Annotated in this window: 15 protein-coding genes; 7 read left to right on the forward strand and 8 right to left on the reverse strand. The window is 35.0% G+C overall.

Annotated features, from left to right (window positions below):
* Positions 1 to 261: 261 nt before the first annotated feature.
* On the reverse strand, positions 262 to 993 hold the full coding sequence (gene radC, locus QNJ50_RS22860; protein ID WP_300639985.1) for a DNA repair protein RadC: 732 nt from the start codon (positions 991 to 993) through the stop codon (positions 262 to 264).
* 789 nt (positions 994 to 1,782) lie between these two features.
* Between radC and QNJ50_RS22865 the strand changes: the two genes are divergently transcribed.
* Positions 1,783 to 4,446 carry a histidine kinase dimerization/phosphoacceptor domain -containing protein gene (locus tag QNJ50_RS22865; RefSeq protein WP_300639988.1) on the forward strand — a complete coding sequence of 888 codons (2,664 nt, stop codon included), beginning with the start codon at positions 1,783 to 1,785 and terminating at the stop codon, positions 4,444 to 4,446.
* Positions 4,447 to 4,455: 9 nt separating this feature from the next.
* Positions 4,456 to 5,616: an ATP-binding protein gene (locus QNJ50_RS22870; protein WP_300639991.1), complete on the forward strand. Its 1,161-nt coding sequence runs from the start codon at positions 4,456 to 4,458 to the stop codon at positions 5,614 to 5,616.
* 174 nt (positions 5,617 to 5,790) lie between these two features.
* On the opposite strand, the gene QNJ50_RS22875 is transcribed toward QNJ50_RS22870, so the two are convergent.
* The 3 genes from QNJ50_RS22875 to QNJ50_RS22885 all read right to left on the reverse strand — a co-directional run bounded on the left by QNJ50_RS22875 (position 5,791) and on the right by QNJ50_RS22885 (position 10,201).
* Positions 5,791 to 7,173: an NAD(P)/FAD-dependent oxidoreductase gene (locus tag QNJ50_RS22875; protein ID WP_300639994.1), complete on the reverse strand. Its 1,383-nt coding sequence runs from the start codon at positions 7,171 to 7,173 to the stop codon at positions 5,791 to 5,793.
* 653 nt (positions 7,174 to 7,826) lie between these two features.
* Positions 7,827 to 9,080 carry a damage-control phosphatase ARMT1 family protein gene (locus QNJ50_RS22880; protein WP_300639997.1) on the reverse strand — a complete coding sequence of 418 codons (1,254 nt, stop codon included), beginning with the start codon at positions 9,078 to 9,080 and terminating at the stop codon, positions 7,827 to 7,829.
* A 353-nt stretch (positions 9,081 to 9,433) separates the two neighbouring features.
* Positions 9,434 to 10,201 (reverse strand): thioesterase II family protein, encoded by a 768-nt coding sequence (locus tag QNJ50_RS22885; RefSeq protein ID WP_300640000.1) that lies wholly within the window; start codon positions 10,199 to 10,201, stop codon positions 9,434 to 9,436.
* Positions 10,202 to 10,572: 371 nt separating this feature from the next.
* On the opposite strand from QNJ50_RS22885, the gene QNJ50_RS22890 reads away from it, so the two are divergent.
* A complete protein-coding gene (locus tag QNJ50_RS22890) occupies positions 10,573 to 13,425 on the forward strand; it encodes a tetratricopeptide repeat protein (protein ID WP_300640003.1) in 2,853 nt (950 codons plus the stop codon).
* Between the two features lie 709 nt (positions 13,426 to 14,134).
* Here QNJ50_RS22890 and aqpZ read toward each other — a convergent pair.
* From aqpZ to QNJ50_RS22910, 4 genes are all read right to left on the reverse strand, one after another.
* On the reverse strand, positions 14,135 to 14,911 hold the full coding sequence (gene aqpZ / locus QNJ50_RS22895; RefSeq protein ID WP_300640006.1) for an aquaporin Z: 777 nt from the start codon (positions 14,909 to 14,911) through the stop codon (positions 14,135 to 14,137).
* Between the two features lie 503 nt (positions 14,912 to 15,414).
* Positions 15,415 to 16,038 carry a methylthioribulose 1-phosphate dehydratase gene (mtnB, locus tag QNJ50_RS22900; RefSeq protein ID WP_300640009.1) on the reverse strand — a complete coding sequence of 208 codons (624 nt, stop codon included), beginning with the start codon at positions 16,036 to 16,038 and terminating at the stop codon, positions 15,415 to 15,417.
* A 72-nt stretch (positions 16,039 to 16,110) separates the two neighbouring features.
* On the reverse strand, positions 16,111 to 16,740 hold the full coding sequence (locus QNJ50_RS22905) for an HAD-IB family phosphatase (RefSeq protein ID WP_300640012.1): 630 nt from the start codon (positions 16,738 to 16,740) through the stop codon (positions 16,111 to 16,113).
* 71 nt (positions 16,741 to 16,811) lie between these two features.
* A complete protein-coding gene (locus QNJ50_RS22910; protein WP_300640015.1) occupies positions 16,812 to 17,375 on the reverse strand; it encodes a cupin domain-containing protein in 564 nt (187 codons plus the stop codon).
* Between the two features lie 462 nt (positions 17,376 to 17,837).
* Here QNJ50_RS22910 and QNJ50_RS22915 point away from each other — a divergent pair, with 462 nt between their 5' ends.
* From QNJ50_RS22915 to QNJ50_RS22930, 4 genes are all read left to right on the forward strand, one after another.
* Positions 17,838 to 18,617, forward strand: coding sequence for a YdcF family protein (locus tag QNJ50_RS22915; protein WP_300640018.1), 780 nt, complete (start codon positions 17,838 to 17,840; stop codon positions 18,615 to 18,617).
* A 315-nt stretch (positions 18,618 to 18,932) separates the two neighbouring features.
* On the forward strand, positions 18,933 to 19,394 hold the full coding sequence (locus QNJ50_RS22920) for a CAAD domain-containing protein (protein ID WP_300640021.1): 462 nt from the start codon (positions 18,933 to 18,935) through the stop codon (positions 19,392 to 19,394).
* A 251-nt stretch (positions 19,395 to 19,645) separates the two neighbouring features.
* Positions 19,646 to 21,094 carry an FAD-binding domain-containing protein gene (locus QNJ50_RS22925; protein ID WP_300640024.1) on the forward strand — a complete coding sequence of 483 codons (1,449 nt, stop codon included), beginning with the start codon at positions 19,646 to 19,648 and terminating at the stop codon, positions 21,092 to 21,094.
* A gap of 252 nt (positions 21,095 to 21,346) precedes the next feature.
* A complete protein-coding gene (locus tag QNJ50_RS22930) occupies positions 21,347 to 21,547 on the forward strand; it encodes a hypothetical protein (protein ID WP_300640027.1) in 201 nt (66 codons plus the stop codon).
* Positions 21,548 to 21,628: the final 81 nt, after the last annotated feature.

Genomic DNA, 21,628 nt, shown 5'->3' on the forward strand with positions numbered 1-21,628 from the left:
TTTTTGAATATAATCGAAGACAATCGACATTTTAATCAAAATGGTAGAGTACTAATTTTCCTTTCTACCATTTTTTTATACCTGTATTAATATTTTGGACGGGTCTATTTATGAGAGGGAACAGGGAAAAGGTAATAGGTAATATGTAATAGATTCCCAGTATTGACATGTAGCAGTATTTTTTGAGGTATAAGCTCACTCATTAGCACATACGATACATAGCGTTTTTATTTGATTCGCATAGTATTTTAAACCTAGAATTCAATCACCTTGGGGATGCTCCTCCCATAAACTTGTGATTTCCCGCAAACTTTGGTAGTTACCATCACCCAAAATTAAATGATCTAACAAGGGTATCCCTAGCAATAGGGCTCCACTCAATAATTGACGAGTTAATTCTATATCTTCTGGGCTAGGCTCTACATTTCCAGAAGGATGATTATGTGCAACGATCAGTTTTGTTGCTCCTTGACGAATAACCTCTCGGAATATTTCTCTGGGCGGAGCTAAAGTTTCTGTCGCCGTACCAATAGTGATAACCTGTGTTCCTAGCAAACGATTTTTAGTATCTAAGAGCAAAACAGCAAAACGTTCTTGTGTTTGCCACATCAAATCTTGGCTTAGGGTCGCTGCTGCAACTGCAGGGCTTTCAATTCGAGTTTGTTCTCCAGGACGGGAATGAAATGCTCTTTTTCCTAACTCGATCGCGGCTAAAATAGCTGTTGCTTTTGCAGGACCAATACCATTAATCTGCATCAATTCTGCAGCGCTGACTTCCCTTAGTACTGTGAGGGGGTCTCGTTGATGTTGACCCAGTTCTTGTAGAATATATTGCCCTAAACCCACTGCAGAAAGTTTACCTGCTCCTTGACCTGTTCCCAACAGAATTGCAATTAATTCAGCAGTCGCTAAAACTTTTGCGCCATGAGCTAATAAACGTTCGCGCGGACGCTCATTTTCTACCATGTCGGCAATTCTGAGACAGTAAGTCATAAATGAGATGGAAAAATTTGATGATAGATATACTGATTCTTATTTTTCCCTCTTAAAGTCTCAAAAGTTATGATTTTTTAGGAAAATATTTTATTTTAGGCATTTTTAGGACAAAAACAGCATAATAGCTGGATTTTAATGGTTTTATTAACGCTAAAAATTGGATATCGGGACTTACTGGAACAAATTTATCAATTACTGTGGTCAATGGGTGCAGAATTCACATTGAGCCATAGCTTAATAATGCAATCGCGTAAATTTTGCGTAAGTCTTAGAACATACTGTAGCTATTATGCCTAATATGGTAATTCTTATCTAGCAAGATGTCACTTATCTAAATATTTAGTACAAGAAATCAAGTAGAGAATATATTGGACATCTCCGAAAAAGAATATAAAAGCCTTGTGTAGTCAGGGGTGATATCTCATTTCTGGAGATGTCTATTATTTCAAATAATACTTTAAAAAGATTACTCCAAAAATCACTATTATTTTAAGTATTAACTAGGAGGTCATTTCGTAAATTTTGACCTAATCTAGCTATTGAAATCTTAGTTTTCATTAGATTAATTTCCATTTCTATCTGTATTTTCGTCAAGTTGTTCATTTTTCTAACTGATTTGGGACTTATTATAGATACATAAAATATCAAATAATGATATATATTAGCAATATATGTAATTATTATCTATTAAAAATATCTGCATTAATAGATTAAGATAATAAGTTTTTTTATACATAACCATGCTCAATTAATATCCATTAAATTATCTTTTGATATATTATGTTAATGTTAAATTATGTACCAACAAAAAACATAATCACAGTCTCTCATAACACTCCTTTAATAGAAGTTATCAATATCATAAATCAGCAAGCATTTCAAAACATAGATAGAGATGTAAATAATCGATTTATTGATTGTATATGTGTTGTAGAAAAATCAACATTAATAGGATTTTTTAATTATCAAGACATTATCAAATCAATAGTTTCAGAGCACAATTGGAAAAATATAGATGCTGGTAAATTAATGAATTATCCTGTTACTAATTTAACAGGTAATTATGATCCAAGATTGGCTTTTTCAATTATGCAAAAATATGGAATCGATTATTTACCAGTAATTGATGATTCTACGATTTTTTTAGGAATAGTAACTTCAGAAAATATTGCCAAACAACTTGAAGCACAAATACTATCAATCGAACAAGAGTTACAAGCTAAAAATCACAGTAAAGGTGAGAAAGATTGTGTTTTAAGATTACCAACAGCCGAAAATATTTCAAATAAAGAAATACAAGAACAAGAAATTCAATTTTTAGAGCGAACACAAGAATTAGAGCGAACACAAGAATTAGAGCGAACACAAGAATTAGAGAAAACAAATAAACTCTTACAAAGAGCAATGTGCGATCGCATCGCAACAGAAGCACAGTTGCTGCAAACTACTTCAGAATTACAAGAATTATTTCAAGCTTTCCCAGATATATATCTACGTTTACAAACCGATGGGACTATTCTTAGTTGTCATGCACGAGAATCATGTCACTCATATTTACCTCCGGAATGTTTTGTAAGTCAGAAAATACAAGAAATTTTTCCCGAGCATATAGCTTGTAAATTCAAAGAAGCTATTTGTCATATTCATAAAATTCAATCTCCTTTTACCATAGAATATTCATTATATATAGCCGGAGATTATAAAAGTTTTGAAGCTAGATTACTACCTTCTATTCAGCATCATATTATAGTGATTATCCGTGATATTACTGAACGTAAAATAGTAGAAAAAGCTTTACAAAATGCGAAAAATGAGTTAGAGATTAGGGTCGAAGAAAGAACTAAAGAATTAAAAAAAACCAATGAACTTTTATTTAGAGAAATAATTGAACGAGAACGTATTGAAGAAGAGTTAATATATAGAGTTGAATTTGAAAAATTAATCACTAATATATCTACTAATTTTATTAATCTGGCACCGAATGAAATTGATGCTGGAATTAAAAGAAGTCTAAAGTCTATCTGTAAATTTATTAATGTAGATTGCAGTAGTATATGTTTATTTGGTGAAAACAAAAATCAAATCGCTCTTGCCTATGAATGGTATTCTGAGAAGAAAATAAATTTAATGCTTCAACAAGCAGATACTGACTTAATCTTTTCTTCTTATGTAATTAACAAATTATCTAAGTTTGAAATAATTCATATTCATGATGTAAAAAACTTAATTACACTTAGAAATATAAGTATTAGTGAATTAAATATCGGGAATATTCAATCATTGATTATTCTTCCAATTATTTGTAGTGGAAATTTAATTGGGGGTTTAGTATTTGCATCTATTACTTATATGCAAAATTGGACTGAAGAAAGTCTAATTTTACTAAGAATGCTTGGAGAGATGTTAGGTAATATTATAAATCGCAAGCATGTTGAGCAAGCGCTAATAGTAAGCGAAGAAAGGTATGCGCGTGCTATTAATGCAGGGAAAGTTGGGATTTGGGAATTGAATATTCAAAACAATCAAATTTATATTGATCCAAATCTCAAAAAAATTTTGGGATATAACGAATATGAAGTATCTGATTGTTTTAATGATTGGTTAAATTTAATTCATCCCGAAGACCTGGAATTAGTAAAGTTAGAGTTAAATGCTTATTTACAAGGGACAAAATCTAAATATGAAGTTCAACACCGGATGCGTCATAAAAGTGGTGATTATTTATGGTTTTTAGCCCGTGGAAATCTTATTAAAGATGACGAGCAAAAAGCTTGTTATATTGCTGGTTCTAACACGGATATTAGTATTAATAAGCAAATTGAAGATAAACTGAAAATATCTTTGAAAGAGAAAAATATTTTATTAAAAGAAATTCACCACCGAGTCAAAAATAATTTACAAATTATTTCTAGTTTACTAAGTTTACAAGTAAGAAAAATTCAAGAGCCAGAAATATTAGATATATTTAGAGATAGCCAAAATCGAGTTCGTGCGATGGCAATGATTCATGAAAAACTATACCAGTCTACTGAATTTGCTAAAATAAAAATCTGCGATTATATTAATAATTTAACTAACAATTTAATTCTTTCTTATCGAGCTAGTGGTCTAATTAAAATAAAATTAGAAATCGAAGAAATTTACTTAAAAATAGATACATCTATTATATGCGGTTTAATTGTCAATGAATTAGTATCAAACTCAATTAAGCATGCATTTCCCAAATATAATGATAGTAATATCAAAATTATTTTTACAACTTTAGGGGATGATAAGTATTTATTAAAAATTAGTGATAATGGTATTGGGATAAACCGAGACTATTTGCATCAAGAGCGAACAATTGGATTGCAATTAGTATGGAATTTAGTTGAACAAATAGAAGGTTCAATTACTTGTGAGGTTAAATCTGGAACTTCATTTGAAATTATATTCTTTGAGCAGTCCTAGGAGGGGGAAATGAAAGAAAGTATTCTAATTGTTGAAGATGAAAGAATTATAGCCTGCGATATTAAAGACTGTCTCGAGAAATTTGGTTATGAGGTACCAGGAATTACTGCTGATGGAGAAAAAGCTATCCAAGCAGCAGAAGAACTAAATCCAGATTTAATTTTAATGGATATTATGCTGAAGGGTAAGAAAAATGGGATCGAAGCTGCTGAAGAAATTATTAACCGCTTAAATATTCCGATTATTTTTTTGACAGCATATTCTGATGAATACACCCTCAAAAAAGCCAAAAATACTCAGCCTTTTGGATATATATTAAAGCCTTTTGAAGAAACCCAGTTAATTACAACTATTGAAATAGCTATTAATAAGCATCGAACTGAAGCAATTATGCAGGAAGCTTTATTGAGAGAGAAAGAAATGCGTGAAGTAAAATCCCGTTTTGTATCGATGGTTAGTCACGAGTTTCGCAATCCTTTAAGTACTATTTTTACTTCTACTGAAATTTTAATTCATCATAGTAGTAAGTTGAATGAAAAGAAGAAAAATGAATATTTGATTCACATCCAAAATGCTGTAAAACACCTTTCACAAATATTAAATGATGTTTTAAATATTGAGACAGCAGAAGCACCAAAAGTAAATTTTAATCCACAACCATTAGACTTACATAATTTTTGTGAAGAACTAATTGCAGAATTAAAACTAGGGACTAGCAATATACATAAAATTATCTTTTCAATAAAAGATGAACGTGAGTATTCGGAGAGGTTGACTTTCGATTCAGATTCTTCGCTTCCAACCATAACAAGCAATTTACCTTGTTTGGATCGAAAACTACTACGTCATATATTGACCAATCTACTGACAAATGCAATTAAATATTCACCTCAAGGTGGAATTATACGCTTTGACTTATTCTATCTGGAGAAAGAGGTAATCTTCAGAATCCAGGATGAAGGAATAGGGATTCCTGAAGCAGACCAAGACAATTTATTTACTTCTTTCCATCGCGCTCGTAATGTGGGAAATATTCCAGGAACGGGTTTGGGTTTATCAATAGTCAAGCAATATGTGGACCTCCATGGTGGAGAAATTAATGTTGTGAGTAAGGAAGATGTGGGAAGCACATTTATTGTTAGTATTCCATCTCATAAAATCTCTGCTTGATTCTGATTAATCTGAAATCAGAAGTTAATTAATTAACAGATAAAATATAAAAAATTAGGTGCATTACACTTTGTGGTAACACACCAGATTATTTCGATTCAGCTTGATTTACAAATAATTAATTATATTTCACATCAATCTGCTATTGACTCAAAGTGACAATAACAGAAAATCTTAAGCGCTCGCAGTCTGACGTTTTTTCGGTGTTTGGTAGTAACCACTATTAATATCAGCATCACCACCAATTGGTTCGAGTTCTTTACCTGTAATCAATCTTGCACCACGATTACTAGTGAAGTAGTTCCAAACCCACTGAATCATCACTACTAATTTGTTATCAAACTCGATTAAGAAGTGAATGTGAATTAACAACCAGAACAACCAAGCAAAGAAACCTTTAAGTTTGATGAATAGTAAATCAACAACCGCAGCATTTTGCCCAATGACTGCTAAGCTTCCTCGATCTACATAGTAAAATGACTGTAATGTTTGATTCTTCAATCTTCGCTTAATTAAAGAAGCAACATATTTACCTTGCTGCATTGCAACTGGAGCGACACCAGGTAGGGGACGGTCGTTTTGATGTGCAAAATGTCCCAAGTCACCGATCGCAAAAATATTTGGATGTCCTTTGATACTTAAATCTGGTTCAACAATTACCCTACCAGCGCGATCGCATTCCACACCTGTTCTTTCAGCTAAAACCTTTCCCATTGCAGAAGCTTTAACCCCTGCAGCCCACAATACAGTTTTAGCAGTTATTTGTTCAAATTCATCACCTGTATTAGCATTACCCTGTTTAAGAGTGATAATATCATCTTCAATATTAGTAACTAATGTTTTAGTTTGTACCGTTACACCCAAGCCTTTTAAAGATGCTTCTGCTTCTGCAGATAATTCCGGTGCAAATGGCGGTAATATTCTGTCTAAACCTTCTAATAACAGAACTTGTGCTTCTGAAGTATCGAAATTGCGGAAATCATTTTTCATCGTATGGTAAGCTAATTCCGCGATCGCACCTGCTAGCTCTACACCTGTGGGACCACCACCGACAATCACAAAATTCAACCACGCACGGCGTTTTTCCGGATCGGTTTCCTTTTCCGCAGCTTCAAATGCAGTAAAAATTCGACGACGCATCTCGATTGCATCTTCTACCGTTTTTAAACCCGGTGCGGACGTTTCCCAATGGTCTTTACCGAAATAAGAATGTTTTGCACCTGTTGCGACAATCAATGTGTCGTAGGGTATTTTTTCATCACCCATTAACACCTGTTGTTCTTCGGGAACTATATCTGTTACTTCTCCCAATAAAACTTTGGTGTTTTTGCTTTTATTTAATACGGAACGCAGAGGTGAAGATATATCCGCAGGAGAAAGAGTACCTGTTGCAACTTGATATAAGAGTGGTTGAAATAGGTGGAAATTACGCTTATCTATTAAGGTGACGTCTACATTATTCTCCCTTCCCAAATTTTTAGCTGCGTATAACCCCCCAAAACCACCACCTACAACAACAACATTATGACGCTCTTGTTTCAAGCTCTCTTTGGACATCAGGTTTAATCCTTGATTTGTTATGATTTATCGTTACTATTCTTAACAAATATACATTGCTCTTGTCATGATAAATTCTGTGGATATATCAAATATAAATATGTATAAAAGTAGTTTAAATTACCAGTTATTTAGTAGTTCAGCAATTAGAAACCTAATATAGAAAATAATCTACAAATCTTATAGGCATTGCAAATTAATGTCTTATAACTAAAATAATTACATCACGTATCTTACAAATTAATTACTTAAATATGATACATAGTAATTAATCTAAAAATAATGTAAAGGTATATAAAGATTACATGAGTAAATTGAAATAGCATCCCAGGTACTTTCAAACATCAATAATTCTTTTACGTTTTTATTTAGTGTTGGTAATACTAAGTATTTTTTACTAAATACTCTGGAGGAATTATAACGTAATAAAATGCTTGTAATTGTTGCCTGAGTAAGTCTTTAATATCATGTCCGGTAAAACACTTGCGATAAGGTTCGTAGTAGCGCTTGAGCGCCAATATATTTACTATGGTGCCAAAGCGCTACTACAAACAAACATATTTTTTTATAAGTAATTAAGCGGACATGATATTACCCATTACCACAATGACACTGTCGTGTCACACTCCGCTAACGCCGTAAGGCGCGGGCTTTTACCCATTACCCATTACCAATTGAACTACGCCCCATTGTCCATTAGTTAACCAATTAGGATCGGTTTGATTCAGTTTTGCGATCACATCAGTTGGTATACCTGCAGCAACTTCAGATTTGAGGGTACGTAGCGCAACCATCGGACTGGGTAAATAACAAACTATATCTGCAACTTTAGTACTGTAATCCCAGTGTCTATCTCCTAATAAACGCCGATAGTTAGCATCTCCCTTAACTACAATTAAACCTGCTTCACCTAATTTATTTTTGAGTGGATCTGGTATTTCCCAAGCAGCTAATGGGGATGTCCAAAAGTAATCGTCAGTGAGAATAAGTTTTCCCGAAGCAAGATGTGTTTGTAAGCGTTTACCTGAAGATGCTATTTCGCTTTTGTTGGAATTAGCAAGAAAATCTATGGTGTGATGGACATCTTTAATAGTTGCGTCAGAAACAAATGTGGGATGTGGTTTCAGATGTAGTTTAACTTGGGAAACTAAACCGCTAGATAAAATAAAATCTACCAAACATAAGTCGCAAATTAGCTCAAAACCAGCATTATCTACGATGAAATCAACCTGTCCGGATTGAAGTTTGATTATCAGATTCGCTACTTGCTCAGAATCATCTACTAATATGTGAGCTTGCTGACTGTCAATATCAAACTCAGCACGATTTTCATCTCCCAGTGCTGACCATAAGCTTAAGTCAACCCGATTTCCCCATAAGTCAAAATATAAAAGTGCAATTAAAGCTTGATGATGGGATAATTCTGCAGATTTTCCAGTTTCAATGGAACTGTCTAACCATTTCTCAACTTGACCACATAAAGTTGCGATCGCATCTAAAGATGATTCTAAACCCCGTTCTTTCTGCAATGCAAATGGATCTACAGCTTTCCATTGTCCGGGGTTGAAGTAATTGGTAATGTTAAGAATCAATCGATAAAAATATGTTTCAGCAACAAACCAAGGAATGTCGATCCACTTTTGTCCTTGATAGGGTTCTAAATATTTTTCCCAGTTTGAAACATCAGTACCGGTGTCATCTTGTAAAGGTTGTACGTATCCTGAAACCAGTTCGTTGGCTAAACACTCTAATCTGTCGTTAATATCGCTAGGGAAATTATTTTCTTTAATAACTCGACGGGCGATATCCGGCATGCGTTGAGTTACAGTAAATTCAGTAAAGCTACCTTTTTCAGCCCCTATGAGGGGTGCGGGAATTGATAATTTAGGAAGTGGGGCGAAATTCACTGTATTTTAACCTTTTACAGCAATGTCGTTGTTATTTTAGCTTTTATTTTGATGGGTAATTGATAATTGGTAATGGGTAATTGGTTAGGACTTAGGCGCGGTTGACCTAGTTACGTCATTGTGAAGAGCTTAATTAACAGTATTGGGTTTACTAACACATAATCATATTTGCTTACAAATGCTCAGCCCATAAATACATGATGCTGTTCGTCCGTCAGGGCGCGTCGTTGAAATTGGTGTAAAATCTCTTTATGCTATTGGGATTCAAAACACAACGCAATTCTCATGCTGTTCTTGCTAATCTGGAAACCCGATGGCAACAAGCTCAACGTGCCAATTTTACTCAATAGCATCTAAACATTTATCTGACGACATATCCTATCAACAATTCCCAGCAATCCAGAACGTGTAGAATTTAGAAAAAAATGGTCGCCTGGTAAAATATGTAAATTAAAATCAGCACCAGTTTGTAAACTCCAAGCTGCTAATTCTTCGCGACTAGCTTCTGTATCTTCTGACCCACCAAATGCAGTAATTGGAAAGTTTAAAGGTGGTTCATCATAGTAATTATAAGTTTCAAGAACTGCAAAGTCTGCCCGTAATGTTGGGATAAACAATTCCATTAGTTCCTTGTTTGCAAGTATTTCGTCAGGAGTACCACCCAAACGACGTAATTCTTGCAAAAATTCTGGATCTGATAATTTATGGATTGGTTTTTTTGTTGCAGGAATTTGAGGTGCGCGACGAGCACAAACAAATAGGTGCTCGGGAGATATTTTGCGACGATCGCGACGCAAACTACGAGCTAGTTCAAATGCGAGCAAAGCACCCATACTATATCCCAATAAAGCAAAAGGTTGCTCGAGATAAGGAATAATCGCCTGTTTTAGCTCTTTAACTAAGGGTTCAATTCTGGTGAAAGCACTTTCCATCAGTCGTCTTTCACGTCCGGGTAATTGAATTAGGTATACCTCAATTCCAGGAAATAAATCATCAGCCCAATTGCGAAAACTTAGAGTTCCACCTCCTGCGTAGTGAAAACAAAATAATCGTACTCGCGCATGAGGATTGGGTTTGGGACAAATAACCCAAGGATTAATAGATTGGTTGCGATTGTTCACAAGTTTTACAAATATTTTTCGCGAATGTAGACTTTAGCTATAGGGTGTCGGACATGAAATACACTTTTCCCACTGATGCAGGTATATTTCAGTTTACAAGAGTGAGATACAGCGCTTAGCATGTCAATTTGGGTAAGTTGTGTAAGTACAAAAATGTAAGTACAAGAAATTTAGCAAAATTGTTAAAGTTAATATAAGCAATTACTTGCCATATGGCTTATGCTTTATGGGGTCATTGCCCAAATTAGGGAGGTGACTTGTAAAAGTAATCGTCTACAACCAACAGATAAAGGAAGTGAATTGTGAAACGCTATATTCCCAAGATATTTTTATTGGTGTCGTTCAGCAATATTCTTCTTTCTACGTGTTTAATGTCTGTTGGAATCAAAAGAGCATCTGCAATTAGCGGAAGCTCTGGGAATGGGAATAAAACCCAAATTTCCCAAACAATTATTGCGCAAACGACTCCAAGCAGCCAAGAATTGGAAGTCCAAAGACAAGAAGTAAGAAGACAAGTTGAAGCCCAAATTAACCCAATTATTATTATTTTACTGGTAACTTTGGGTTTGATATTAGCTGCTGGGGTTGCGGCTTTAATATTTTTAAGACGAGCTGTGTTGCGAGAAGTCGCAAGTATTGTGACAGAACATCTGAAAGAACTGAAAGATTTAGAAACTAGAATCGTCAGCGCAAATAAAAAAGTTGAAGAACTCGTTGGTGAAGCAGAAGACATTGCAGATGAGTTAAATGATGAAGCGCAAAGTTTAAAAAAAGATATCAACATCAAGCGAGAAAAATTATCGGAGATAGTTGCGCTGTTGTCTGAATCTAAGGAAGAAGCATTAAACCAGATTAAGACACAGATCGGTTCCTTTCAACGAGAACTGCAAACAATTGACACAGATTTTGCGACTCAAGTTACTCTATTACAGACAAATACAGAAGAACGCGGTAAATCAATTATTCAAAACCTAGAAAAATTAAGTACTGAATTTACTCCACGTTTAGGAGAACTAGAAACTGAATTACAAGAGCAGAAAGATAAGGTAGTCGAAGAATTACAAAAATCGGAAACTGATTTTACAAATCAATTAAAAGAACTTCAATCCGGAGCTGAGACACAACGGGATTTGACCTTGGTTTCCTTACAACATTTGGCTGCAGATTTGACTCCTCAAGTTGAAGAATTACAAGCACAAATCAATCAACGCAAAGATAATCTATTTGAAGAATTACAGCAGTCGGAAACAGATTTTGCAACTCGACTTAGTGAAATGCAAGCATCGGTGCAAACACAACAGGATTTGATTTTAGCAAATTTGCATAAATTAGAATCCGAATTTGCACCACAAATGGAATTATTACTGGAAAATATGCAAGGGGAAAAAGATACTACTTTGCAGCATTTCCAACAGTCTACCAATGAATTTTCAACTGCTCTTTCCCAATTAAAAGCTGATTTACAAACTGAAAAATTGGGAGTTCTCAAAAGTTTCACCGATACTGAATCAGAGTTTGTTTCTCAACTTTCCCAACTCAAAGAAAAAGCCCAAGAGGAAAGGGATAAAATTATTACTAATTTGCAAAACTTAGAAAATGAATTTGCGCCTCAACTTGCAGATTTAGAAGCTAACGCGAGGGATAAAGCCCAACAACAACAAGTATTAGCATTACAAAATTTAGAGCAACTAGCAACAGAAATTACCGCTCAATTAACAGATGCACAATCTCAAATTCAACAACAAACCAAGCAAATTCAAAATAATATTCAAACCTTAGAAACTGAGGTTGTCGCTCGCATATCTCATTCTGAGTCTGGAGTCAACGAACAAAGACAGCAAACTTTGCAACATCTGCAAAAATCGGAAAATGAAGTTAAGGGTCAAATCGCAGCGTTCTTCTCAGAAATTCAGTCCCTTAGAGATGCAACATTACAAAACTTGCAAAATTTGGAAACTGAATTTGCGAACAGTGTTTCTGGTTCTGCAGTAAATATTAAAGCCCAGAAAGATAAAACTATTCAGAGTTTGGAACGGTTGGAAACAGAGTCTAACAAGCAACTTAATAATTTATTGGGTGCAGTCCAAGCGCGTAAGAATCTAACCTTAGAAAGACTGGATAAACTAGAAACTGCTTTAGCAGAACAATTAGAACTGATAACATCAGATGCTAAGAGCGAAAAACAACAAATTCTGCGAAAATTGGCGGAAATTTCCCCCACGCAAATCGCCGAAAGTGCGGTCGCAGAATTAATGCAAAAAATTCAAACTCTGACAGAACCATTAGAAAAGTTGCAAGCAAGCAACCCGCAATTATTTTTAAATCCCAATGAATTTATTGACCAAGGTAATCAAGCTTTTGCACAACAAAACTATGAAGGAGCGATCGCAGCTTACGATCAAGCTTTAGAACTTCAACCCAATAATATAGATGGATGGGAAGCCCGGAGTATGGCAATCTGGGAATTGAAACGTTACGAAGATGCGATCGCTTCCTTCGATAAAGTATTGGAATTACAACCAGATAATTCCAATATTTGGTATCATCGCGGACTCGCACTTATGGAACTGCGGAGATATGAAGCTGCGATCGCTACCTTTGGAAAAGTAGTTAAATCTCAACCGGATAACGAAAAAGTTTGGTTTGTCTTGGGTATGAGTTTGGGAAGATTAAAGCGCTATGAAGATGCAATTAAAGCTTTCGATCGAGCATTAGCAGTTAAAGAAGATTATCATCAAGCTTGGGTTGACAGAGGAGTTTTACTCGGAAAATTACAACGTCATGAAGATGCATTTAAATCCTTTGATAAAGCCGTTCAAGTGCAAGCAGATGACGGTATTGCTTGGATGAATCGTGGTTTAGCTTCGGAAGTTTTAGAACGTTACGAAGATGCATTGGCTTCATTTGATAAAGTAATTGAACTTAATCCTTCTCCTAAAGCTTGGGATAAACGGGGTTATGTTCTAATTCAATTGGAACGAGATGAAGAAGCTTTGAGTAGTTTTGATAAAGCTTTAGAAATTGAAGAAAATTATGCCAGTGCTTACTATAACAAAGCAATTTGTTATGCTTTCCAAAATAAGGTAAGTTTAGCTGTAGATTCTCTCAAGAAAGCAATTGAAATCAATCCTAAATATCGTCAAGAAGTTACAACAGATCCAGATTTTGAAGGAATTATTAATGACCAACGTTTCAAGAATATGATGAGCGAGAAAGAAAGTTGACAGTTAACAGTCATAACGACAAGTGGAAACAATCAATAAATCTTGGTCAAGCGCTTCGCGCAATTCGTCAACGCAACAACCAGAACTTCGTATTAATTCCTTTTGACCGATTTATTTCAATACTGAAATATAAGGCAAAACTAATTGAAATAAAAGTTTGAAATAAAAGTAATTATTACAGTTTCGCCGACGTTTGCAAACTTCCTTCTGATAGCACAAGTCCTCTGAAATAAATCTGAAATAAAAAAGACTATGAAGAAATTAGCAACCCTAATATTCCTTTTACGGACTTATGCTATTAGACAGGGATTATAAATCCCTGGCAAGATAAAGCTTATACAGATTGCTTCATTTGCTTAATATTAAATCATTAAATATTTTGATAACTAAAAAGACCTTCTTCCTACAGGGGTGCGTTTCAGTTATTGCACATAGCATAGCGTTAAGTAAGAATTTTATTGAAAAAATTTAGAAATCAATAGAATTATTCAAAATAATCTAGACATTTTAAAATTACATATGAAGCTAGAGAATAGAAATCAAAAATAGGAAACATTAAATAGGGAACAGAAAATATTATCTTAGTAAAGTTTATAGGAGCCGACCCGTAACTAGCGCAGTTATAGGCACAATTTTTAAGTTTAAGTACGGGTTAAAGCAACAAAAATGTGATGATTCTCAATAAGCTAAAGTCTTATAACTTAAAAGTTTACTGACCTTGTGCTTTTGAGAAATTTCTTTCCCGTGGAGAAATCTCAAAAATGTAACAGTAGAATAATCCTGCTAAAAATGCACCCAATATAGGTGCTAACCAAAATAGCCAAACTTGCTGCATCGCCCAACCACCAACAAATACAGCAGGACCTAAGCTACGTGCAGGGTTGACGGAAGTATTAGTTAGGGGAATGCTAATTAAATGAATCAAAGTTAATCCCAAGCCAATTGCAACAGGAGCAAAACCTTGAGGTGCACGACTATCAGTAGCTCCCAAGATAATTAAGAGAAACATAAAAGTCAACACTAATTCAGCAAGAAAGCAAGCAAGTAGTGAATAAGCTCCAGGAGAATGTTCGGGACCAAAACCATTGGTTGCAAGAGGGTTAGAACCAGTTAATTCAAACCCTGATTTCCCACTAGCAATTACAAATAAAAGACCTGCAGCCAATATCCCTCCCAAAACTTGGGAAACAATATAACCAGGTAGTTCCCTTGCAGGGAAACGTTTTGCTGTTGCTAAACCGATAGAAACAGCGGGATTGAGATGACAACCAGAAATATGACCGATAGCATAAGCCATTGTCATTACAGTCAATCCAAACGCCAAAGATACACCAACTAATCCTATCCCTAAAGGATAAGAAGTACTTTCACTAATTTTGGCTGCGTCCGCAGTAAAAGCAGCTGCGAGTACTGCACTACCGCAACCACCAAATACCAGCCAAAAAGTACCAATTAATTCAGCTAAACAACGTTTTGCAAGAGGCATTTTCAGTATTTTTTTAATACAATAATCTTTAGATAAAATGATGATACTAAAAAGTATTAAATTACACTCGAAATTAATGAAAATTTACGTGATATAATTTTATGTCGCAAGTATCCTTCTGTTAACAATATTTAGTACAGACAGAAGCTATCTAGTACTTAAACACTTGATACTAGTTATCCTAAAATAATGTTTTAAAAGTTATATTAGTTACTTAAAATATTTAATCTTCCCTAAATACACTTAAAAAATATATCTGAATAACAATGTTCAGTAATAATTGATACTTTAAACATATCTTAAGAGTGTGCAGAAAGGTGCTTTAGACATCATATATAGCGCTACGCGCAAGTAAAAAGTAAAAAGTAAAAAGCCTAATACTTATGGCTTTTAGGGTTAATACATGTCCTAACGTAACTTCGTAGTGCTATAAAGAAAGTATTAATCTCAGATTGTGAGTGAAAGATCCTGTGGTTCGCTATACTAGTAACCTTTTCGTTAGCTTATTTTTTATGTGCAACCATATAACGAAAAATATATTCGACTAACTCTATATAATTACGAGCATCCGTAGTTGATTTTCCCCAAACTGTGATACCATGATTCCGAATTAGTAAAGCTGGTATTTGTGGAAATGTTTTACTAAAGCGCTCTTCTATTTCTGCTGCAATTTGCGGTACTTGGAGATGATTGGTAAATACTGGTATTTCACAATTAGGATTTTCTTCCCATACTCCCAATCCTTTTAACATTTCCAGAGGTGGTAGTGATAGATTATCTGAATTAGTAAATCCAGAAACTAAATTTGCTTCCACGGAATGAACGTGATAGCAAGCGATCGCATCGGGGAATGAATTATAAATACTTTGGTGAATGGAAGTTTCCGCTGAAGGTTTCAAGTTATTAGTAGATTCTTCTCGTTCTATTCTTCCATCCGGATACATACGAATAAAATCGCCTAATTGTAATTCACCTTTAGATCTACCACTAGCTGTAATCCAAAAGCTACCATCAGGTATCCGACAGGAAAGGTTACCCGCAGTACCAACCATCCAACCTTGTTGATAAAAGTGACTTGCTGCTGCGATTAACTCTGGACGAGGATCGATAAAACTTGTATTGGTCATAGAAAAATATTCAATGGTTTTCCACTAGTCCCACCCCAACTAAAATCGTCGCGTTAGTTGGGGTAGTTGAATCTAATTCCACAATTTTTTTAGATAATCGCGGATTTCAAAAAAGTCATTCCAGGGAATATAACTTTTTTCCTGTTCGTCTAGATATGTAGCAAGACGATCCCGTGCAAAAACCATTGGTGTCTGTAGCGCCATATTGAGATCGGTTAAGGAATCACCAATTGCTATTTTCTCATCACATGGGTACCGATCCATCACCTGTACTTTTGCAACTAATTCTGTTCCCCCTTCAAATTCCGAAAACACCTGCAAATATTCGCTTGTGGTATTCACGTCGATAGCATGAATTCCTTGAACTCGATTGACCAATTCACCCATAACCGTTTCTACCATTCCTTGAATTCCTCCAGAAACTACAACCAATGGGACAGATTCAGCTTCGAGAAAATCTAAGAATGCTTCAAAACCCGGACGTATTTTTTGATTTCGGCTAAAATCTAGGATTTCGGCATAGCATGAAGATGGAATAGATTCGAGAATTTGTCGTACTCCTTCCCGCAAAGTTAATTTTCTGGCGTACATTTGGGGTATTAGTTCTCCAGAAACTTTAGGAGAAAACTTTTTCAGTATTGCGACAAATGTTTCTTCAACAGTAATTGTCCCATCAAAATCGCAAAAAATTATTCGATCCACTTTTGTTCAGTTAATGCGCTAACGCGCACGCCTCGCTAACAGGTATCAATGATATGTTCGCTATATAATGGTTAACTGTTCACTGTCAATTGATTCCGACTAAAGCGAATTTCAGTACCTGTATATTCTGGAACCCAACCTTCTGTATTGCTGAAATAGCGTATTGCTTTGATCCGACGGTTTGGTGTCAAATAAAACCAATGTTCGGTTCCTGCTGGAACATTAATATATTCTTCTGGTTGGATAGTTAACTCAACCTGGCTTCCATCTGGACGCACAAACCCAAAAATCCCTTCCCCATCAATGATATAACGAACCTCATTGTCTGCATGGGTATGTATTCGCTCAAATTTAGATAACAAATTATCTAAATTGGGTATACCTGGATGTAAAGCAATTAAATCTCGAGATTGATAACCTTCAGTTTGTTTGAGTTGTTCAAAATAATTATCTAACCCTTGGAGTACAACTTCCTTTTCATCTTCAGTAAGACTATCTTTTGCGAGTAACTCTCGTAAATGTGGTTCGTCTCCTACACTCCAATAATTAAGTGTCACACTCAGAGATGCTAACTCATTAGTTATTACCTGCAAATCTGTATAGGAGGTTCCATCTTCTAGTTTAAGAATTGCCATCAATTACCTCGGTTTCTGAAAAAATTTTAATTTTGAAGAACTATATATTATATGAGTTTCCTGTCAATAGCTATATTTTACTATCTATATAAACTGTTATTCACGAAACTTTTTAGATGATTACGATTAAATTGTAGATTTGAATCTTAAATTTTAGATTTAGAATTTTAAATGATTTTGTCAATAGTAGTAGTCGCAACAAAACTACATAGATTTAAAGCTTATTTTAGAATCGTAGATAAATAATCTAGGAATCGTATTTGATTTTTGAATATATCTTTTGTAGAGAAATTCTAATAGTGCTGTTAGTTATTTCTATTAATGCTTTTGGGGATTTTTTGCCTCGAAACTTTTCTTTTACAGATTTTATGTTCGTGAATTATTTACGATTACTATCACTTTGATAAGTATTTGTTTGGTAACTATTAATTTGATAACTATTAATTTGATAAGTTAACCTCAATGTTTAATCAATTATTATGTATTAATCGTCCGATTAATCAGTGGCTAGCTATCAAATCGATGATGGCAAAATTACTCATGACCCCAAGCTTAGTAATTTTATTCATATCAGCTTTAATCTTATTACCCTGGCTCATTCCTAGGCTGCGACTAAAACGTGTACTGAGTACTTTTGGAACAATTATATTAGTAATTTATCTCAGTGCAACTTTACCTTTCACTGTTGCGATCGCCAATCAAGGATTAGTCTCATTTATCCCACCCGATCCAGGTAATAAAGTTGATGCAATCGTAATTTTAGGTAGGGGAGAAAAATTACGTCACTCTCGAGTTAAAGTTGCAGCTAGACTTTGGGAAATGGGACGCGCTCCTTTAATTTTTGCTAGCGGGGTTGGAGACGGGAAAGAAATAGTCAAACAACTCAAAGAAGAAGGAATTCCCGATAAAGCTTTAGCAGAAGAACATTGTTCTCGAACTACTAAAGAAAACGCTTTATTCACCGCATCAATATTACAAAATCAGGGAATTAAACAAATTCTGTTAGTTACAGATCCTCCCCATATGCTGCGCTCCATACTTACTTTCAAAAGTGCTGGGTTTGAAGTAATTCCACATTCTAGTCCTGTTCCATCAGCACTAGTCCAAAGTCGAAAAGCAATGCTGGTATTTTATGAATATATGGGGTTAGTAAGTTATGGTTTGCACGGTCATTTTTTGCGATCAGATGTAAACCAACAGGACAATCAACAATTTGCTTCGATTAAATCAAAAGATAATTAAAAATTGTTAAAATTACAAAACATTATTTTTTAGGCATCAATGATACATGTCTATTGCTAGAGTAAATACTTAAGCAACTATTTTACATACAGTTAAAACCCGTTTTCTTTGGAAATTTGGGTTTTTTCTGTAATTATATGAACACTATAAAATTAATTATCTGTCAATTGAATTTAACTAAAAATCATCTAACTACACGTATTGATAGACATATAAATAATTTCCAGTTAAGAATGAAAAATTTAGCAAAAAAATGCTAATAAAAATTATGAACAAATAAAAAATTATCTCGACAGTTTTAAAGCAGGGAAAATCATGGAAGATCTATCACAACAGCCAGAAACAGCTGATACAGGAGCACAAGAGGATACTTCAATCGTTGAAGCTTCTGGGAACTCTGATTTGGTGACCCAGTCTGTAGATTCAAGCTCTGAGCAAAAGTCTGACAGCAAACGGCAGTTTATTGCCAAAAACCTTGTAGATTTTTTGGGAGAAATACCTACTCGTATTGGTGAAACTTACAAAAAATTTCAGACTCCCATCGTTATTATTGTTTTAATCGTCACAGTTGCGATATTAGTCAAAATCTTAATTGCCGTATTCTCGGCTTTAAATGAGATACCTTTAGTAGAACCAATTTTGGAATTGATTGGTGGTTGCTATGTGGTGTGGTTTGCTTTTCGTTATTTACTCAAAGGTTCCACTCGGGAAGAGTTGAGATTACAAATTAACGCACTTGTAGAACAATTTTTGAACAAAAAGACTAAAAGCTCTTAAATTAACTTTCAAAGGATGTTCTCAAAGTATCCTTTCTGATTTTAAGTTAAGAGATGAATCACAAACCCCCAATTACCCCATTTTGGGGGTTAATTAAGGATAAAGCAGGTTTCGCTCCTGACTCCTGTCTCCTGCTATATTTTCTCAGAATTTAAAGTTATAGAATTTAATTTCCTAGAATTTGGTCGCGTTTGAGGTAAAACTTTTTGGTAGGATGGTCACTTATGTAGTACAAAAGGACTATGTAAGTAATGTCTAACTTAATTTTATTTTGGCATCGTCGAGATCTGCGTCTTGCTGATAATACGGGACTTGCAAAGGCGATCACTAAAAGTTCTAAAGTTGTCGGTTTGTTTTGTCTGGATCCAAATATTCTTAAAGCAGATGATGTTGCTCCTGTAAGAATAACTTATATGATTGGCTGCTTGCGATCGCTACAAGAAAAATACACTCAAGCAGGAAGTCAGTTACTAATACTTTATGGAAACCCTACAGAGTCAATACCCAGGTTAGCATCAGCATTAAACGCTCGTGCTGTGTTGTGGAATTGGGATGTGGAACCCTATTCCCAAGAACGAGATATTACAGTAATCAATGCTCTCAAAGAAAAAGGTATTGAATACCCCGAAAATAAAAATTGGGATCAAGTCTTGCACGCACCGGAAGATATTCGTAGTGGTTCCGGTGGAGTTTACACAGTTTACACGCCTTTTTGGAAAAATTGGATAAAAAAACCAAAAGCATCTCCACAAGAAATAGAAAATTTGGCGTCTTTGGAAAATTTGACAGAAGCTGAACAGGAAATTGCTCAACAAAATGGAACTGTACAATTACCGTCAGCCAAGGATTTAGGGTATGAATGGGAAGGAGAACTAATTATTACTCCAGGGGAAATCGCAGCCCAAGAACTTTTGGAAGAGTTTTGTTACAGTGCGATTAACGAATATCAAGAACAACGAAATTTTCCTGCGGTTCCAGGAACATCATTACTAAGTCCAGCCCTAAAATTTGGTGTAATTAGTATTCGCACAATTTGGAAAGCAACATTAGAAGCTTTGGAAAATAGTCGAAGCGATGAAACAAAAGCTAATATTGAAACTTGGCAAAAAGAAATTGCTTGGCGGGAGTTTTATCAACATGCGATGTACAATTTCCCTGAATTAGCTTCAGGTGCTTATCGCAAGACCTTCAAGAATTTTCCTTGGGAGAGCAATGAAAAATATTTTCAAGCTTGGTGTGAGGGAAAAACTGGCTATCCAATTGTCGATGCAGCAATGCGTCAGTTGAATGAAACGGGATGGATGCATAACCGTTGTCGGATGATTGTGGCGAGTTTTTTGACTAAAGATTTGCTACTCAATCCCCAATGGGGAGAAAAATATTTTATGCAACGATTAATTGATGGGGATTTATCTGCTAATAATGGTGGTTGGCAGTGGAGTGCTTCCAGTGGGATGGATCCAAAGCCAGTGCGGATTTTTAATCCGGCTTCCCAAGCTCAAAAATTCGATCCGGAAGGTGAATATATTCGCCAATGGGTTCCCGAGTTAAGATCTTTCGACACGAGATGTTTGCTAACCGGTAATATTACACCTTTGGAGCGTCAGGCTGTTGGTTATCCCGAACCAATTGTCGATCATAAAGTCCAGCAACGTTTGTTTAAGGAATTATACAAACAGCAAAAAGAATTAATAGCTTGATCTAGTAGGATAAAATCAGGTTTACAAATTGGCTGTAAACCCAAGTTTTTTGCATAAACTCTGTTCCCTGTTATCTATTCCCTGTTCCCTCTTGTAAGTGTTCGGCTTACCGCCTTCTAAGTGCAGCAATCTTAAAGGAAATTGATATTAGTTACAGGCATTGAGTAAACCAATATTGAGAATTATTATGCTCATACTAATGATTTAAACTTCATGATTTAATCATTTCATAGAGAGCCAGGAAGTCGAAATATGCCAGCACGACATATAATACCGAAGAAGAAAAGTTGGTTGATGCTTTCGATCGCAGTTAGTATTGTCATTCTTTTGCCTTTTCCCTTCTTCAAAATTGTCCGTGCTGATGATGACAATCCAAGTTTATCTCGCCACAATCGCTTTTATTCAATCCTAACGACCAAGAAATTCTGTAGTAGTCTGTCAATTTTGAGTTGAGGGATACAAAAACACGATAATCTATAAACACCCAAATCAATCTGGTGTGTGTGATGCCCAAGAAAAAATACATTGTCTCCC

It is taken from the genome of Mastigocoleus sp. MO_188.B34 (assembly GCF_030065675.1).
GTDB lineage: Bacteria > Cyanobacteriota > Cyanobacteriia > Cyanobacteriales > Nostocaceae > Mastigocoleus.

Excerpts from the sequence above, each read along its gene's own strand:
- QNJ50_RS22875 (WP_300639994.1), bottom strand. The coding sequence starts at position 7,173 with ATGTCCAAAGAGAGCTTGAAACAAGAGCGTCATAATGTTGTTGTTGTA.
- QNJ50_RS22910 (WP_300640015.1), bottom strand. The coding sequence starts at position 17,375 with ATGGCAATTCTTAAACTAGAAGATGGAACCTCCTATACAGATTTGCAG.
- QNJ50_RS22890 (WP_300640003.1), top strand. The coding sequence starts at position 10,573 with ATGTCTGTTGGAATCAAAAGAGCATCTGCAATTAGCGGAAGCTCTGGG.
- QNJ50_RS22870 (WP_300639991.1), top strand. The coding sequence starts at position 4,456 with ATGAAAGAAAGTATTCTAATTGTTGAAGATGAAAGAATTATAGCCTGC.
- QNJ50_RS22915 (WP_300640018.1), top strand. The coding sequence starts at position 17,838 with ATGTTTAATCAATTATTATGTATTAATCGTCCGATTAATCAGTGGCTA.
- radC (WP_300639985.1), bottom strand. The coding sequence starts at position 993 with ATGACTTACTGTCTCAGAATTGCCGACATGGTAGAAAATGAGCGTCCG.
- aqpZ (WP_300640006.1), bottom strand. The coding sequence starts at position 14,911 with ATGCCTCTTGCAAAACGTTGTTTAGCTGAATTAATTGGTACTTTTTGG.
- QNJ50_RS22925 (WP_300640024.1), top strand. The coding sequence starts at position 19,646 with ATGTCTAACTTAATTTTATTTTGGCATCGTCGAGATCTGCGTCTTGCT.
- QNJ50_RS22865 (WP_300639988.1), top strand. The coding sequence starts at position 1,783 with ATGTTAAATTATGTACCAACAAAAAACATAATCACAGTCTCTCATAAC.
- QNJ50_RS22920 (WP_300640021.1), top strand. The coding sequence starts at position 18,933 with ATGGAAGATCTATCACAACAGCCAGAAACAGCTGATACAGGAGCACAA.
- mtnB (WP_300640009.1), bottom strand. The coding sequence starts at position 16,038 with ATGACCAATACAAGTTTTATCGATCCTCGTCCAGAGTTAATCGCAGCA.
- QNJ50_RS22930 (WP_300640027.1), top strand. The coding sequence starts at position 21,347 with ATGCCAGCACGACATATAATACCGAAGAAGAAAAGTTGGTTGATGCTT.